The organism is Chryseobacterium camelliae (assembly GCF_002770595.1).
In the GTDB taxonomy this organism is placed as follows: Bacteria; Bacteroidota; Bacteroidia; order Flavobacteriales; family Weeksellaceae; genus Chryseobacterium; species Chryseobacterium camelliae.
Window position 1 is genome coordinate 1,750,827 of the sequence record NZ_CP022986.1, and the last position, 14,309, is coordinate 1,765,135.

At 43.3% G+C, this 14,309-nt stretch carries 14 protein-coding genes; 11 read left to right on the forward strand and 3 right to left on the reverse strand.

All coding sequences use genetic code 11. From position 1 onward, the window contains the following. Positions 1 to 19 precede the first annotated feature (19 nt). From CGB83_RS07950 to CGB83_RS07980, 7 genes are all read left to right on the forward strand, one after another. Positions 20 to 1,207, forward strand: coding sequence for a homogentisate 1,2-dioxygenase (locus tag CGB83_RS07950; protein WP_100075316.1), 1,188 nt, complete (start codon positions 20 to 22; stop codon positions 1,205 to 1,207). 199 nt (positions 1,208 to 1,406) lie between these two features. Further along, complete coding sequence (locus CGB83_RS07955; RefSeq protein WP_100075317.1) at positions 1,407 to 2,681, forward strand: acetyl-CoA hydrolase/transferase family protein; 1,275 nt, start codon at positions 1,407 to 1,409, stop codon at positions 2,679 to 2,681. A gap of 280 nt (positions 2,682 to 2,961) precedes the next feature. Beyond that, the gene (gene hppD, locus CGB83_RS07960; protein WP_100075318.1) at positions 2,962 to 4,092 is read left to right on the forward strand and encodes a 4-hydroxyphenylpyruvate dioxygenase; all 1,131 of its coding nucleotides are present in this window, start codon (positions 2,962 to 2,964) and stop codon (positions 4,090 to 4,092) included. Positions 4,093 to 4,159: 67 nt separating this feature from the next. Then, positions 4,160 to 4,627: a hypothetical protein gene (locus CGB83_RS07965; RefSeq protein WP_100075319.1), complete on the forward strand. Its 468-nt coding sequence runs from the start codon at positions 4,160 to 4,162 to the stop codon at positions 4,625 to 4,627. A 125-nt stretch (positions 4,628 to 4,752) separates the two neighbouring features. Further along, positions 4,753 to 6,000 (forward strand): fumarylacetoacetase, encoded by a 1,248-nt coding sequence (gene fahA, locus CGB83_RS07970; protein WP_100075320.1) that lies wholly within the window; start codon positions 4,753 to 4,755, stop codon positions 5,998 to 6,000. A gap of 293 nt (positions 6,001 to 6,293) precedes the next feature. Continuing rightward, positions 6,294 to 6,701 carry a GxxExxY protein gene (locus CGB83_RS07975; protein WP_100075321.1) on the forward strand — a complete coding sequence of 136 codons (408 nt, stop codon included), beginning with the start codon at positions 6,294 to 6,296 and terminating at the stop codon, positions 6,699 to 6,701. A 60-nt stretch (positions 6,702 to 6,761) separates the two neighbouring features. Next, positions 6,762 to 7,589 carry a flavin reductase family protein gene (locus CGB83_RS07980; protein ID WP_100075322.1) on the forward strand — a complete coding sequence of 276 codons (828 nt, stop codon included), beginning with the start codon at positions 6,762 to 6,764 and terminating at the stop codon, positions 7,587 to 7,589. Between the two features lie 83 nt (positions 7,590 to 7,672). Here the strand turns inward: CGB83_RS07980 and CGB83_RS07985 are convergent, their stop codons facing one another. Both CGB83_RS07985 and CGB83_RS07990 read right to left on the reverse strand, forming a co-directional pair. After that, positions 7,673 to 7,873, reverse strand: a complete 201-nt coding sequence (locus CGB83_RS07985; protein WP_157761376.1) for a hypothetical protein — start codon at positions 7,871 to 7,873, stop codon at positions 7,673 to 7,675. A gap of 101 nt (positions 7,874 to 7,974) precedes the next feature. Next, the gene (locus tag CGB83_RS07990) at positions 7,975 to 8,814 is read right to left on the reverse strand and encodes an alpha/beta hydrolase family protein (RefSeq protein ID WP_100075324.1); all 840 of its coding nucleotides are present in this window, start codon (positions 8,812 to 8,814) and stop codon (positions 7,975 to 7,977) included. 157 nt (positions 8,815 to 8,971) lie between these two features. Between CGB83_RS07990 and CGB83_RS07995 the strand changes: the two genes are divergently transcribed. The 4 genes from CGB83_RS07995 to CGB83_RS08010 all read left to right on the forward strand — a co-directional run bounded on the left by CGB83_RS07995 (position 8,972) and on the right by CGB83_RS08010 (position 13,348). Further along, a complete protein-coding gene (locus CGB83_RS07995) occupies positions 8,972 to 9,745 on the forward strand; it encodes a HipA family kinase (RefSeq protein WP_100075325.1) in 774 nt (257 codons plus the stop codon). Further along, entirely contained in the window at positions 9,732 to 10,115 is a 384-nt protein-coding gene (locus CGB83_RS08000; RefSeq protein ID WP_100075326.1) for a DUF3037 domain-containing protein, read from the forward strand. The genes CGB83_RS07995 and CGB83_RS08000 overlap by 14 nt, the downstream gene beginning before the upstream one ends. 19 nt (positions 10,116 to 10,134) lie before the next feature. Beyond that, positions 10,135 to 11,205: an alpha/beta hydrolase gene (locus CGB83_RS08005; protein WP_100075327.1), complete on the forward strand. Its 1,071-nt coding sequence runs from the start codon at positions 10,135 to 10,137 to the stop codon at positions 11,203 to 11,205. A 301-nt stretch (positions 11,206 to 11,506) separates the two neighbouring features. Beyond that, positions 11,507 to 13,348 (forward strand): carbon starvation CstA family protein, encoded by a 1,842-nt coding sequence (locus CGB83_RS08010; RefSeq protein WP_172954690.1) that lies wholly within the window; start codon positions 11,507 to 11,509, stop codon positions 13,346 to 13,348. 125 nt (positions 13,349 to 13,473) lie between these two features. Here the strand turns inward: CGB83_RS08010 and CGB83_RS08015 are convergent, their stop codons facing one another. Continuing rightward, positions 13,474 to 14,244 (reverse strand): phospholipase D-like domain-containing protein, encoded by a 771-nt coding sequence (locus CGB83_RS08015; RefSeq protein ID WP_100075328.1) that lies wholly within the window; start codon positions 14,242 to 14,244, stop codon positions 13,474 to 13,476. Positions 14,245 to 14,309: the final 65 nt, after the last annotated feature.

Below are 14,309 nucleotides of genomic sequence, written 5' to 3' on the forward strand. Positions count from 1 at the left end.
CATTCCATATACCAATACAATGAGATATCATCAGTCGGGAAATATCCCTCAGAAAAGGCATACGATTTTTAAATCTCCTGAAGACAAATTCTACTATGAGCAGCTTTTCGGCACCGAGGGCTTCCATGGAATTTCTTCTTTGCTGTATCACATCCACCGTCCTACCCAGATCAAATCGATCAGTAAACCGAAGGATGTAACACCGAAAATTGCCATCGACAAGAACGTAACACCAAGGATGTTCAAAGGGATGAATGTAAGTCCTGAAGATGATGTCCTGGACAGCCGTAAGTTTCTGATGGTGAACAATGACCTGAAAATGGGATTGTCCAAACCGAGGAAATCCATGGATTATTTCTATAAAAATGCGGAATGCGATGAACTTCTGTTTGTACACAACGGAAACGGGATCCTGAAAACATTCGTCGGCAACCTTGAATTTTCTACAGGCGATTACCTGATCATTCCAAGGGGGACCATTTACCAGGTTGAGCTGCATTCCGATGATACCGTCTTCTTCATTCTGGAAAGCCATTCCCCGATTTATACTCCGAAAAGGTACAGAAATGAATTCGGCCAGCTCTTGGAACATTCCCCGTTTTGTGAAAGGGACATCGTTGCTCCTGTATTCGTAGAACCTAAAGATGAAAAGGGGGAATTCCTGATCAGAGTAAAGAAAGAAAACCAGATTACGGATTTTATCTACGCTACGCATCCTTTTGATGTGGTAGGCTGGGACGGTTATTTCTATCCTTATAAATTCAACATCAAAAATTTTGAGCCTATTACCGGAAGGATCCATCAGCCACCTCCGGTACACCAGAATTTTGAAGGCCATAATTTCGTGGTATGTTCATTCTGTGCCAGGATGTATGACTATCATCCACAATCGATACCGGCTCCTTACAACCACTCCAATATCGACTCCGACGAAGTGCTGTTCTATACTGAAGGTGATTTTATGAGCCGGAACCACATCGACCTGATGGACTTTACGCTCCACCCAGGCGGAATTGTGCACGGCCCGCATCCGGGAGCCATGGAACGCAGCATCGGAAAAAAATTCACGGAAGAGTACGCCGTGATGGTTGATCCGTTCCGTCCGCTGAAAATTACGGAAGAAGCCCTGAAAGTAGAAGACCCTTCTTACAAGACTTCCTGGCTGGATGAGGAAGACCCTACCCTGAAAGACCGTTTACAGGAGTAATAACAGAAATCCATCGAATCCTAAAGCTTTTTAAAAAAGATAAATAGTAAACGATCAGCTGCCGCACAGCTGATCGTTTTGTATTGGCTGACTATCCTTAAACATGATAAAAATCTTGGCTTATTTATACTAATTACAAAGTATATAAACTATCTTTAAAAGAATAAAAAAACATCTTTCATTCCTATAAAGTTTTACTATGGATCAATATATCAGCGCAGAAGAAGCCATTTATACCGTAAAAAGCGGCAACCGTGTTTTCTTTCACGGAAGTGCCTGTACACCTAATTATTTAATTGACGAACTGGCCCGGCAATCCCACCGCCTTGACAATGTGGAGATGGTTTCCATCACCCAGCAGGGGAATGTGGAAATTGCCAAACCCGAATACGCCGGGAAGTTTTTCGTCAATTCCTTATTTGTGTCTTCACCGGTACGGGATGCCGTTAATTCAGACCGGGGCGATTTTGTCCCTGTGTTCCTAAGTGAAATCCCTATTTTATTCAGAAAAAATATTCTTCCGCTGGATGTGGCATTGGTCACCGTTTCCCCACCGGACAGACACGGATTCTGTACCCTGGGAACGTCTGTGGATGTGGCCAGGGCCGCAGTAGATACGGCCAAGATTATTGTAGCCATTGTGAATCCCCTGATGCCGAGAACCCATGGTGACGGTATGATCCATATCAGCAGGATCAGTAAACTGGTATGGCATGAAGAGGAACTTCCTACCGTAGACTATGGGTCCAAGGTTGGTCCGGAAGAAATGGAAGTCGGTAAGAATGTAGCGGCACTTATTGATGACCGCTCAACCCTTCAGATGGGAATCGGGACTATTCCGGATGCCGTCCTGAAATGCCTGCATAACCATAAAGACCTGGGGGTCCATACTGAAATGCTGAGCGACGGGGTGATCGACCTGATCCAAAATGATGTCATCAATAACAAATACAAAGGTTATAACGATAATAAAACCATTACAAGCTTCTGCTTCGGCACCAGAAGGCTGTACGACTATGTAGATGACAATACCGTTTTCGCATTCAAAGATGTAAGCGATGTCAATTTCCCGATCAATATCATGAGGAATAAAAAAATGGTGGCCATCAATTCTGCCATTGAAATTGACCTGACCGGACAGGTATGCGCAGATTCTATCGGAACCATGCAGTACAGCGGGATCGGCGGCCAGATGGACTTCATGCGTGGCGCGGCGCTGAGCGAAGACGGAAAACCGATTATCGCCATTACTTCCAGGACGAAAAGAGGCGTTTCCAGAATTGTCCCGTACTTAAAACAGGGAGCCGGAGTCGTGACGACCAGAGGACACATCCATTGGGTCGTTACGGAATACGGAACGGCATATCTGTATGGAAAGAACCTGAAGCAGAGAGCCCAGGAACTGATCAGCATCGCGCATCCTGATGACCGCGAAATGCTGGAAAAGGCAGCTTATGAAAGGTTTAAGCATTAGATGATCCGGTACAATGCATATGATCTGATAGGTATTAAAATTACATAGCATCCTGGCTTTCGCAGGACTTAAAATTCCGGTTTATGAAAAAGCTGACTCTTCTTTCAGGGCCGGAGCCCTGAAAAGCACTTGGTTGAGTATGAATTATGGTGATCTATTTTACATTTCAATTCCTACATCAACCTTCCGTTATACTTACCTAACGTTTGTTTGTTTATATTTTTCGTATTAGTCAGAAATTCGTAATTTGCATTCCAATAAATAAAAGTAAAATAGAAATATGTCAACACTTACATTTGCCGAAAAAATTGCTCAGGCCGAGAATTTTCTGCCGATCAATGGTACAGATTACATTGAGTTTTATGTAGGAAATGCCAAGCAGGCTGCCCATTATTACAAAACCGCTTTCGGTTTTCAGTCAGTGGCATATGCCGGTCCTGAAACAGGCGTAAGAGACCGTGCATCGTATGTTCTCCAGCAAGGCAAAATCAGGCTTGTTTTAACCACCGGACTGAAATCCGATTCTGTGATCAGCGAGCATGTGAAAAAACACGGTGACGGGGTGAAAATCCTGGCCCTTTGGGTAGATGATGCGTATCAGGCTTTCGAGGAGACCACAAAAAGAGGCGGAAAACCATATCTTGAGCCGGTTACCCTGACCGATGAAAACGGCGAAGTAAGAATGTCCGGGATTTATACGTACGGAGAGACAGTGCATATGTTTGTGGAGAGAAAGAATTACTCAGGCGCTTTTATGCCGGGCTATGAACCATGGGTAAGTGACTACAATCCTGAAGAAGCCGGTTTATTGTACGTAGACCACTGCGTAGGAAATGTTGACTGGGATAGAATGATTCCTACCGTAGAATGGTACGAAAAAGTAATGGGATTTGTAAACATCCTGTCTTTTGATGATAAACAGATCAATACAGAATATTCTGCCCTGATGTCTAAAGTAATGTCCAACGGAAACGGCTTTGCCAAATTCCCGATCAATGAGCCGGCAGAAGGCAAAAAGAAATCGCAGGTGGAAGAATACCTTGATTTTTATGAGGGTGAAGGCGTTCAGCACATTGCCGTAGCAACCAGAGATATTATCCATACAGTAACCGAACTGAAGAAACGCGGTGTTGAATTTCTTTCTGCCCCGCCGGAAGCATATTACGAGATGGTTCCGGAGCGTGTAGGCCATATTGACGAAGATATCAAGAAACTTCAGGATCTTGGCATCCTTATTGACCATGATGAGGAAGGCTATTTACTTCAGATCTTTACGAAGCCTGTGGAAGACCGACCTACCCTTTTCTTTGAGATCATTGAAAGGCATGGTGCACAGAGTTTTGGTGCAGGAAACTTCAAGGCTTTGTTTGAAGCGCTGGAGAGAGAACAGGCCAGAAGAGGGAACCTTTAATTCAATAACAATATACGTTTTGTCAGGATGCAGAATCCTGGCAAAACTTTTTTATAGACACACGATTATGAGAAAAATATGCATCGGAATTATGCTTCTGGGAGCATCTTTAGGCGTAAAAGCCCAATATGGAACCCTGAACCAGATCCTTACCAGGCTTGAAGAAAGAAAAGGGATCAACCAGAATCTTGAGCACGAGAATATCGACAATAAAAAGTTCGTATTCATCAAAGATGCGGAAGATCACACAGAAAGAGACTTTATTGTCATCAAGGGCAATCAGGCGACCTATGTGGAAGTATTTGACGATAAATCCACAGGACAAAGCAGCTCCAATGTTTTTACCGGTGATATTGTCAGAAGGAAAAACATCGTTTCGCTTAGGGCAGACCAGCTGGAAAACAAGAAGATCCCGATGCCTGTTACCAAAACCCTCCTGCTGACCAAACAGGATAACATCCTGTACCTCATTGATGTCAATACCAGAGACCGCTGGATTGACGAAGCATCCTATTCGGGCTCAAAAAATAAATAAAAAACGATCCGGTTCGGAATCAAAGCATATCATACAGGCCAGAAGATCCAGGCCCGCCATGATCATGCTGAATGGTGACCATCGGAATGATAACGGATATATATATCCAACTAAATATACACCTTATGAAATCATTTGTAGAGTATTCTTCCCAATCAGATTTTTCCATCCACAACATCCCGTTTGGAGTGGCCGTATTCAATAAAGAATACATCAGCTGCTGTACGAGGATCGGAGACCAGGTGATTGACCTGGCTACCCTGTATGACTTCGGTTATTTTGAAGAGATTGAGGGGCTTGATGACAATGTTTTTGAAGCCTATACCCTGAATGAGTTCATAGAACTTGAAAAACCTGTCACCAATGCGGTGCGCAGCAAAATCCAGGAATTGCTTCAGGAAGGATCCATCCTGTCCAAAGACCAGAAAACCATCGAAGCCGCTTTCTACGAGCTTGATCAGGTAAAAATGATGATGCCCGTGCATGTTCCCAATTACACCGATTTCTACAGCAGCATTGAGCATGCGACAAATGTTGGGAAAATGTTCCGCGATCCTGCCAATGCCCTGCTTCCGAACTGGAAACATCTGCCGGTTGGATACCATGGTAGGGCTTCCTCCATCGTAGTTTCCGGAACGGAAATCATCCGCCCGAAAGGCCAGATGAAACCTGCCGATGCAGACCAACCGGTATTCGGATCGTGTAAGCAGCTGGATTTCGAGCTGGAAATGGCCTTTATCCTCAACAAAAACACGGAAATGGGAGAAAGCATTTCAACACAAAATGCCGAAGATGCCATTTTCGGGATGGTTATTTTCAATGACTGGTCTGCAAGAGATATCCAGTCCTGGGAATATGTTCCTCTGGGACCTTTCCTCGCTAAAAACTTCGGTTCATCCGTATCACCATGGGTAGTAACCCTCGAAGCTTTGGAGCCGTTCAGGACCGCCTCTCCTCAACAGGACCCTGAAGTACTGGATTACCTGAAATTTGAAGGCGATAAAAACTACGACATCAACCTTGAAGTCTATATTCAGCCTGAAAACGGAGACCAGAACCTCATCAGCGAAAGCAATTACAAACACATGTACTGGAACATGACACAGCAACTGGCCCACCACACCGTAAACGGCTGTAATGTGGAAGTAGGCGACATGTATGCCAGCGGAACCATTTCCGGCAGCGATCCCAAGTCATTCGGCTCTATGCTGGAGCTTACCTGGAGAGGCCAGAATCCTATTACCCTGAGCAACGGCGAAGAAAGAAAATTCATCAATGATAACGATACCGTTACAATGAAAGCCTGGGCAGAAAAAGATGGTGTACGTGTAGGTTTCGGTGAAGTAAGCGGTAAAATTTTACCTGCTAAATAAAATATACCACAAAAGTCACAAAAGATTTTAAATACTTAGTTAAAATGAAGAAGAAAATATTTATGCGTAAAAGTTCATATAAGTTTTTTTGAAAATCTTTGATTTTCAATTTAGTAAAATATGTATAGAAAAACTTAATCTTTTGTTGCTTATTATTTCTCAGAAAAAGTAATGTTTAAAAATAGTACTGTGTAATATAATATGCCAATTTTAATTTTGGAATATATTCAAGTTTTAAAAAATAATATTAATTCTTAAATTCAGCCCAACAATTACTAGAATTAGGAATATACATGATTACCCAGTCTTATTTAACCGATTTAACATACAGGATCAATGGAGCCTGTATTGAAGTCCATAAGATTTTAGGGCCGGGTCTCTTAGAAAGTGTATATCAACAGTGCTTAGAAGAAGAATTTCAATTGAGAAGTATAGATTTTAAATCTCAACTTAAAATTCCTGTAATATATAAAGGGAAAGAAATGAACTGTGACTTTTTCTGTGATTTTTTGGTTGAAGATCTTATTATTGTAGAATTAAAATCAGTTTCACAACTGAATGAAATCCATCGTGCGCAGATTTTAAATTATATTAACTTAATGAAAAAACCCAAAGGAATATTGGTGAATTTTAACGTAAAAAATTTATATCACCAAGGACAGGAAACCTTCGTAAGTAAATATTACGATATGCTTTTTTGATCTTAAGAGTATATTTTTATTTTCTTAAAATACTTTTGTGACTTTTGTGGTTCATACAATATGAAAACAATTATTCCATCCGAATTATCCCCCGTACAGCTGCAGACGATTATGCAGACTGCCGTTTCTCCGCGTCCGGTCGCTCTGGCTTCCACAGTGGATAAGAACGGGAACAGCAATTTATCTCCGTTTAGTTTTTTTAATATGTTCAGTACGGTTCCGCCGGTACTGATTTTTTCGCCGTCAAGAAGGGTACGCGACAATACCACCAAACATACGCTGGAAAATGTCCTGGAAGTGCCTGAAGTGGTGATCGGAACCGTGAATTTCCCGATTGTACAGCAGATTTCCCTAGCCTCAACGGAATATGAAACAGGCGTCAATGAATTTATAAAGTCCGGACTGACCATGAAGGAGGCAGATCTGGTACAGCCGAAACTTATTGAGGAGTGCCCAGTGAATTTCGAATGTAAAGTCCTTGAAGTGAAATCCCTCGGAGAGCAGGGAGGTGCCGGTAATTTGGTGATCTGTGAAGTGCAGAAAATTCATATCCGGGAAGAATACCTTAATGAGGAAGGGAATCTGGACCAGAAAAAACTGGATATGGTGGCCCGCCTTGGCGGAAACTGGTATTCCAGGAACAATGAAAACAACCTGTTTGAAGTTCCTAAACCTCTGGTGACCAAAGGAATCGGTTTCGATTTGCTTCCGGATGACATCAAATACAGCAGGGTCTTTTCCGGAAACGATCTGGGCATGCTGGCCAATGTAGAACAGCTTCCGGGAGTAAGCTTCTATGCGGATGAAGACATCCACAGGGAAGCAAAAAACCTGCTTCTGAAAAATAATATTGAAGAAGCCTGGAAACTGCTGACACAGGAAGAATAAAAATACTGCTGAAGCATGAGCACACGTTATTCAGCTTAGCAGTACTTTAAATAAAAAGGAGTGAAAATTTTCACTCCTTTTTTTTAGAAACAGCATTGATAAGTACCGTTGACGAGTTGCATGTGGCCGTATTTCGACGGGCACGAAAGAATAAAGCACCGGTCATTGCTGTTATTGATTGCATTTAAATGACATCCGGTCGGGGCGCAGGAAGATGTTGCCTGTCCCAGAATGCCTTTCTGAGCGGCTCTGTTTAATTTTTGAGCCTGGTGTAATGATTTCATAATGATCTGGATTTTAAGGTTATCATATCGTTCATTAAGATATGCTTTTTCCGGTAATGAATTCATCTATTCTTCAGAATAGTAGTCGGTTTTTTATAAAACTACATCTTTTCCCGGATGAACTCAATACATTTTTCAGTAACGGTATCAAGGTCTTCAGGTAATTCATGGCTTTCCCATGGCTCCTTTGCGCCAAAAGTATGTCCTGCATTTTCAACCAGGAACAATTCCGAGTTAGGATGCAGCAGGTACAGGTGTTCTGCATTTTTCACATCCACGCTTTCATCACGGGTGCCGTGAATGATCAGGAAATGTGCTTTGGCCATTTCGGTAGCCCTTTCTACATCAAAGCGGTGGTAATTCTGCTGGAAATCTTCATAAAACTGGTAATAATGCGGCATCTGCTGATTGGTTCTTCCGTTCAGCACATGGTAAACGCCTTTTTCCTTCCAGCTCTCAAGCTGATGGTTTTTGGGAAACCGTTCTAAGGTATCAACGCTGGCCAGGGTGATCAGTCCGTTGATGCGTTCATCTTCAAATGTTTTGATGATGGAAATACCGCCTCCCCTGCTGTGGCCTATCAAGATGATCTTATGGCGGTCTACTCTTGGATCCGAGGCAAAATAGTCAATCACCACTCCTAAATCTGAAAGCTCCTTGGAATAATTATTCTGCCCGAATGCTTCCAGGTCTGCAAAATTATTGGGATCTTCAACGGTAGTTCCGTTGTGTGAAAAGTTGAACTTGACAAAAAAGAATCCTGCCTCAGCCAGTTTTTGTGCCATCAGGTTCCAGGCACCCCAGTCTTTGTAGCCTTTGTAGCCATGCACGAAAATAACAAGCGGAAGCTGATTTCCAGAGTCGGGATACAGGGCATCGGCAAGGAAATCCCGGGTTTCAGGATTATTCAGGATGATATTCTGTTGTTTAATAATATTCATACCGTATTTTATTTAAAGCGTTTATGAAGATTCAGTGTGGTTACCGGTTCAGGAAACTCCTGATGTGTTCCAGCAAATCCGTTCCGGTAGCGAGCCTAATTTCATCTAAAATATTAAAAATAGAAATATACACAAAGGAAAACCTTATTTTTGCGTTATGTTGGATCTTAGAACGGTAACCGTAATGCGCTATATCGTCCCGCTCAGGGAAGGTGGTTCGCTGCCTGCTCTGGCAGAAGCGGATGACGATTTTAAATATGTACTTAAATTCCGCGGAGCCGGGCATGGGGTGAAAATGCTGATCTCCGAACTCCTGGGCGGAAAAATAACGGAAGCGATGGGCCTGAACATTCCGGAACTGGTTTTTGCCCATCTGGATGTTGACTTCGGAAGGACTGAGGCTGATGAGGAAATCCAGGACCTGCTGAAATTTTCGGAGGGGCTGAACCTTGGGCTGCATTATCTTTCCGGAGCTATTGCCTATGATCCGGGAATTGTTATCGACCCGCTCCTGGCTTCTAAAATCGTATGGCTGGATGCATTTATCACCAATATAGACCGCACCTACAAAAATACCAATCTGCTGATGTGGCACAAGGAACTCTGGGTTATTGATAACGGTGCGTCATTTTACTTCCACCATTCGTGGCAGAATTTTGATGCCTCTGCAAAAACCCCGTTCAAATACGTGAAAGACCATGTGTTGCTGCCTAAAGCTACCCGCCTTGACGAAGCAGACCAGTTTGCCCGTTCTGTACTGAATGACAACCTGTTCCGTGACATCGTTAATATTATTCCTGAAGAATGGCTGCACTGGGACGATGCGGAAGAATCTCCGGAAGAGATCCGTGAGGTGTATTTCCGGTTCATGAAAACCCGCCTTGAACATTCTCAAATCTTTGTAAAAGAAGCTCAGCATGCAAGAGGATAATATTTACGAATATGCCGTAATCCGGCTGGTGCCCAAAGTGGAGCGGGAGGAGTTTTTCAATATCGGACTGATCATGTTTTCGAAAAAGAAAAAATACATCCGGGTAGAATTTTACCTGTGTCCCGATAAATTCAGGCTGATGCACAGCAAGCTGGATTATGAGGATATCATCAGGAACCTGGTCAGCTTTCAGAAAGTCGCTCACGGAGACCGTGACGGGGGCCCTATTGCATTATTGGACATACCGGAACGATTCCGCTGGCTTACCGCAGTAAAAAGTGCCGTCATACAGACATCCCGGCCACATCCGGGAAAATCCAAAGACCTTGATCATACTTTTGGTAGACTTTTTGAGGAGTTAGTACGATAACACGCATCAAAAGTACTTTATGAATTCATCAGTCTTCGCTACTTCTTTACGCAGGTTTTCCACAAACCTGCTTTTTGTTGTTTTTACAGCATTATTTCAATTTACCTACAGCCAGCAGATTCCGGAAAAGACTTCGGCACCCGTGAGCACCCTCTTACCGGCAAGAACAATAGTATCTGAAAATATAGTATATAAGACCGATGAAAACGGCAAATCCATCGCTATGGATATTTACAGGCCTACAACAGCAGGCAACGAAAAGCTTCCGGTGCTGATTTACATTCACGGAGGCGGATGGGTACAGGGCGATAAAACCATCCGCGCCGATAGTTATATTGAAGATATGATCCTGAAACTGGTTGAAAAGCAATATGCCGTTGTGAGCATTGACTATACCCTGGTCAGCCCGGATATTCATTTCCCTGCACCGGTACAGGACTGTAAAGATGCCATACGCTGGGTGAGAAAAAATGCAGAAAAATACCATTTTGATACCGGAAATATAGGACTTTTCGGCGCTTCTGCAGGAGCACACCTGTCGCTTCTGGCTGCCTATACGGACGATACTCAATTCAAAGGATCGCAGGAACTGGCACCTTATTCTGCCAAGGTGAACTATGTGGTTGATAATTTCGGACCGGCAGATCTCAATAAACTACTTCATACAAGAGTGGGAAGGTTTCCGGTTTTCCTGATCGGATTATTTTCAAAACAAATTGTTGAGCTCAGGGAAAACCTGATCCGCGGAATCTCAGGGTATGAGATCAAAACAGACAAAAGAAAAGTGGTTGAATATTTTAAAACCATCTCCCCGGTGACTTATTCCTCCCATGGAATCCCTACGCTGATTCTTCAGGGCAATAAGGATAAAATCGTTCCGCTACAGCAGTCAATGAAACTCAGCCAACAGTTAACCGACCATAATATCAATAACAAACTGGTTGTAGTGGAAGGTGGCGTACATGGTTTCTGGACTACTGATAAGGCTTACCTTAAGCGTCTTACGGACCAAATGGTTGATTTCGTTGTTTCGCAGAAGAAGAATGCCGTGCACCAGGCTTCAGCAGGCACCATGGGCGTTGCAAAATAATTTGCTCTGGGTGATATTTATTTTACAGCGTTCAGGTCGTGCACCTATGACAAAAAAGTCATAATTGTACCGGCAATATCATCAGTCTTCAACTTTATGACTAAGAGTACACATTTCATATTTAACAACAATAAAAATCTAATAACCAATCACATACATCATCAATTATCTGATAATTTGCTAATTTGATATACATATCATATTTTTTATGCTTAAAATAGCTAACTTGGCCCAATGCCTATAGCATTCACATTAAACTGAATCAAACGTTACATTATTTTATTCAATAAACATACATGATATGGAATTTCTCAATAACATTAATGCACTGACCCTTGTTTTCACCTCCCTGCTTATTTTTGCTATTGCGTACCGGTTTTACGGTATTTATATAGCCAATAAAGTACTCAGGCTAAACGACAATAATACTACCCCAGCCATAGAATTTGCTGACGGCAAAGATTATGTGGCTACCAACAAGAATGTACTTTTCGGACATCATTTTGCAGCGATTGCTGCTGCGGGACCCCTTGTAGGTCCTGTACTGGCAGCCCAGTTCGGCTATCTTCCCGGTACATTATGGATCCTGATCGGCTGTGTTCTCGGCGGCGGCGTGCATGACATGGTGGTATTGTTTGCTTCCGTACGGCACAAAGGGCAGAGCCTTGCCACCATCGCTTCCAAGGAAATCGGGAAAACAACCGGTACAGTAGCCGGTTTTGCCATTTTATTCATTCTGATCCTGACCCTTGCAGGGCTTTCACTTGCCTGTATCAATGCAATGCATGAGGCTTCCTGGTCCCTGTTTACGGTAGTGATTACGATGCCTATCGCCATTATTATGGGCCTGATTATGCGGTACCGGAAAAATTCGGTTACTTTTGCTAGCATCCTGGGCGGGATTTTATTGATTGCAGGAATCATCGGCGGCCATAACCTGATGCAGAATGAAACGATGAACAATCTTTTCTCATGGGACATCAGCACCATTTCCATTGCCATCCCGCTATACGGTTTCCTGGCTTCCGTCCTTCCGGTATGGCTTCTCCTGGTTCCGAGAGATTACCTGTCAACCTACCTGAAGATAGGCACCATCATTATGCTGGCTATTGGGGTCATCGTTATTCATCCGACCATTCAGATGCCGGCTTTAACGCAATTTATTCATGGCGGAGGACCGGTAATCGGTGGACCTGTACTGCCGTTTATTTTTATCGTCATTGCCTGTGGTGCCATATCCGGTTTCCATGCCGTTATTGCCACCGGTACGACTCCTAAAATGCTGAACCGGGAACGGGAAATCCTTTTTGTAGGCTACGGAGCGATGCTGGTGGAAGGTTTTGTGGCTTTAATGGCCCTGATTGCCGCCTGTACCTTAATGCCCGGAGATTATTTTGCCATCAACACCCCGAAAGAATCCTATGATGCTTTCCTGGCCGCACACCCATCGCTTCACGGTGTGGATATCGATTATTTTTCTGAAAGAATCGGCATTGATCTTCACGGCCGGACCGGAGGTGCGGTTTCCCTGGCTGTGGGAATGGCCCATATCTTCAATAAAATCCCGTATATGGACCAGCTGATGGCCTATTGGTACAACTTCGCCATCATGTTTGAAGCCGTTTTCATCCTTACCGCCATCGATGCAGGTACGCGGGTAGGAAGATTTTTCCTGCAGGAAATGTTAGGCTCAGTGGTTCCTAAATTCAATGATAAAAACTGGGTGCCGGGAATCATTATCAGCAGCCTGCTGTTTACATTTGCCTGGGGATACCTGGTGTATACGGGAAATGTGAGCAGCATCTGGCCCTTATTCGGAATCAGCAACCAGCTTCTTGCTGCCTGCGGACTGATTGTATGTACAACCATGCTCATCCGTATGAACAGGGGAAAATATGCCCTCTGCTCCGCCATCCCCGGTGTCTTCATGGCCGTCATTACTTTCTGGGCCGGTTACGTACAGGTCACGGAAATTTATATTCCTAAACAACAGTATCTCTTAGCTGCATTAGCCGCAATAGCCATGATCCTGATGCTGGTTGTATTCGTAGGTGCTTTCAGGAAATGGTATGAACTTTTGAAAATCAAAACTACTGTTACCGATTTTTACGGTGAAGAGGTAAAAGAACTGGTGGAAAGGTGACGGATTTTGAGTTGTGAATGGGTCAATAGTCAATTCGCTGTGCTTGTCAATTTGTATAGTCAACAATCTACCATTCACTTGCGGAGCAAAATTCACCATTGACTGCGAAGCACATTCACTATTGATCAATTGATCGGTTCTGAATACAGCTGGCTTCCCCAGTACTGGACGTCTCTTTCCGCCAATTCCGAACTGGATAGCAACCGGTCTACTTCCTCTGCAATTTTGCGTACAGCGTTGGGATCGGCCGTCCTGATCCTGGTCTCATAATTTTCCTTGACCCCTTTCGCGGTAAAGTTCAGGGAGCCCATATACGCAATTTCATCATCAATGATGTAAATTTTGCTGTGGATGAATGTTTTATTGATGGAACCGCTTCCCTGGCCGGGTGAAACGAAGACCCTGAACGGGAACAGCTGCTTATAGGTATAATGATAAATTTTCTTCTTCTTCAGTTCGCTTACGATGTAATTCCGGATCAGAAACAAAAGGACAACAGCAATAAAGCCAAAAGCGAACTTGGGCTGTTCCAATAAAAAAATCAACGGAATTAGTGCTACAGCGAGACTAATCATTACAAAAAGCAATATGGCAGAAAGGTTTTTCAGGCTGTCATACGACTGCTTGGCATCCTCATCCACCTGCTGCTCCTGGATGATCAGCTTATTGATGTTCTTTTCATGGCCGTAAAAGTCTTCAATCTCGTCTGTGGTGATCAGGCTGATCTCAATTCCTTTATTATGCAGGAATATCAGCTCCTTTATCAAATTCGGAGACAGGTAAGGAGAGACGATCTTCACATTCTTTTTGGCATTCCTGATATCCTGGATCAGCTTGGTACCGGCACTTTTGCCGATATAGATATCGCAGACGGCATTGTTGTAAAATATTCCCATGTTGAAGTGACAGAATTAAAGAAGTTTAAGGCGTTGCCTGAATCTAAAATTCATGGATAATGGTT

Bases quoted from the DNA above. Each gene is read 5' to 3' on its own strand.
- CGB83_RS07950 (WP_100075316.1), top strand. From the start codon at position 20: ATGAGATATCATCAGTCGGGAAATATCCCTCAGAAAAGGCATACGATT.
- CGB83_RS07975 (WP_100075321.1), top strand. From the start codon at position 6,294: ATGATTACCCAGTCTTATTTAACCGATTTAACATACAGGATCAATGGA.
- CGB83_RS07965 (WP_100075319.1), top strand. From the start codon at position 4,160: ATGAGAAAAATATGCATCGGAATTATGCTTCTGGGAGCATCTTTAGGC.
- CGB83_RS08005 (WP_100075327.1), top strand. From the start codon at position 10,135: ATGAATTCATCAGTCTTCGCTACTTCTTTACGCAGGTTTTCCACAAAC.
- CGB83_RS08015 (WP_100075328.1), bottom strand. From the start codon at position 14,244: ATGGGAATATTTTACAACAATGCCGTCTGCGATATCTATATCGGCAAA.
- CGB83_RS07980 (WP_100075322.1), top strand. From the start codon at position 6,762: ATGAAAACAATTATTCCATCCGAATTATCCCCCGTACAGCTGCAGACG.
- fahA (WP_100075320.1), top strand. From the start codon at position 4,753: ATGAAATCATTTGTAGAGTATTCTTCCCAATCAGATTTTTCCATCCAC.
- CGB83_RS08010 (WP_172954690.1), top strand. From the start codon at position 11,507: ATGGAATTTCTCAATAACATTAATGCACTGACCCTTGTTTTCACCTCC.
- hppD (WP_100075318.1), top strand. From the start codon at position 2,962: ATGTCAACACTTACATTTGCCGAAAAAATTGCTCAGGCCGAGAATTTT.
- CGB83_RS07955 (WP_100075317.1), top strand. From the start codon at position 1,407: ATGGATCAATATATCAGCGCAGAAGAAGCCATTTATACCGTAAAAAGC.
- CGB83_RS08000 (WP_100075326.1), top strand. From the start codon at position 9,732: ATGCAAGAGGATAATATTTACGAATATGCCGTAATCCGGCTGGTGCCC.
- CGB83_RS07995 (WP_100075325.1), top strand. From the start codon at position 8,972: ATGTTGGATCTTAGAACGGTAACCGTAATGCGCTATATCGTCCCGCTC.
- CGB83_RS07985 (WP_157761376.1), bottom strand. From the start codon at position 7,873: ATGAAATCATTACACCAGGCTCAAAAATTAAACAGAGCCGCTCAGAAA.
- CGB83_RS07990 (WP_100075324.1), bottom strand. From the start codon at position 8,814: ATGAATATTATTAAACAACAGAATATCATCCTGAATAATCCTGAAACC.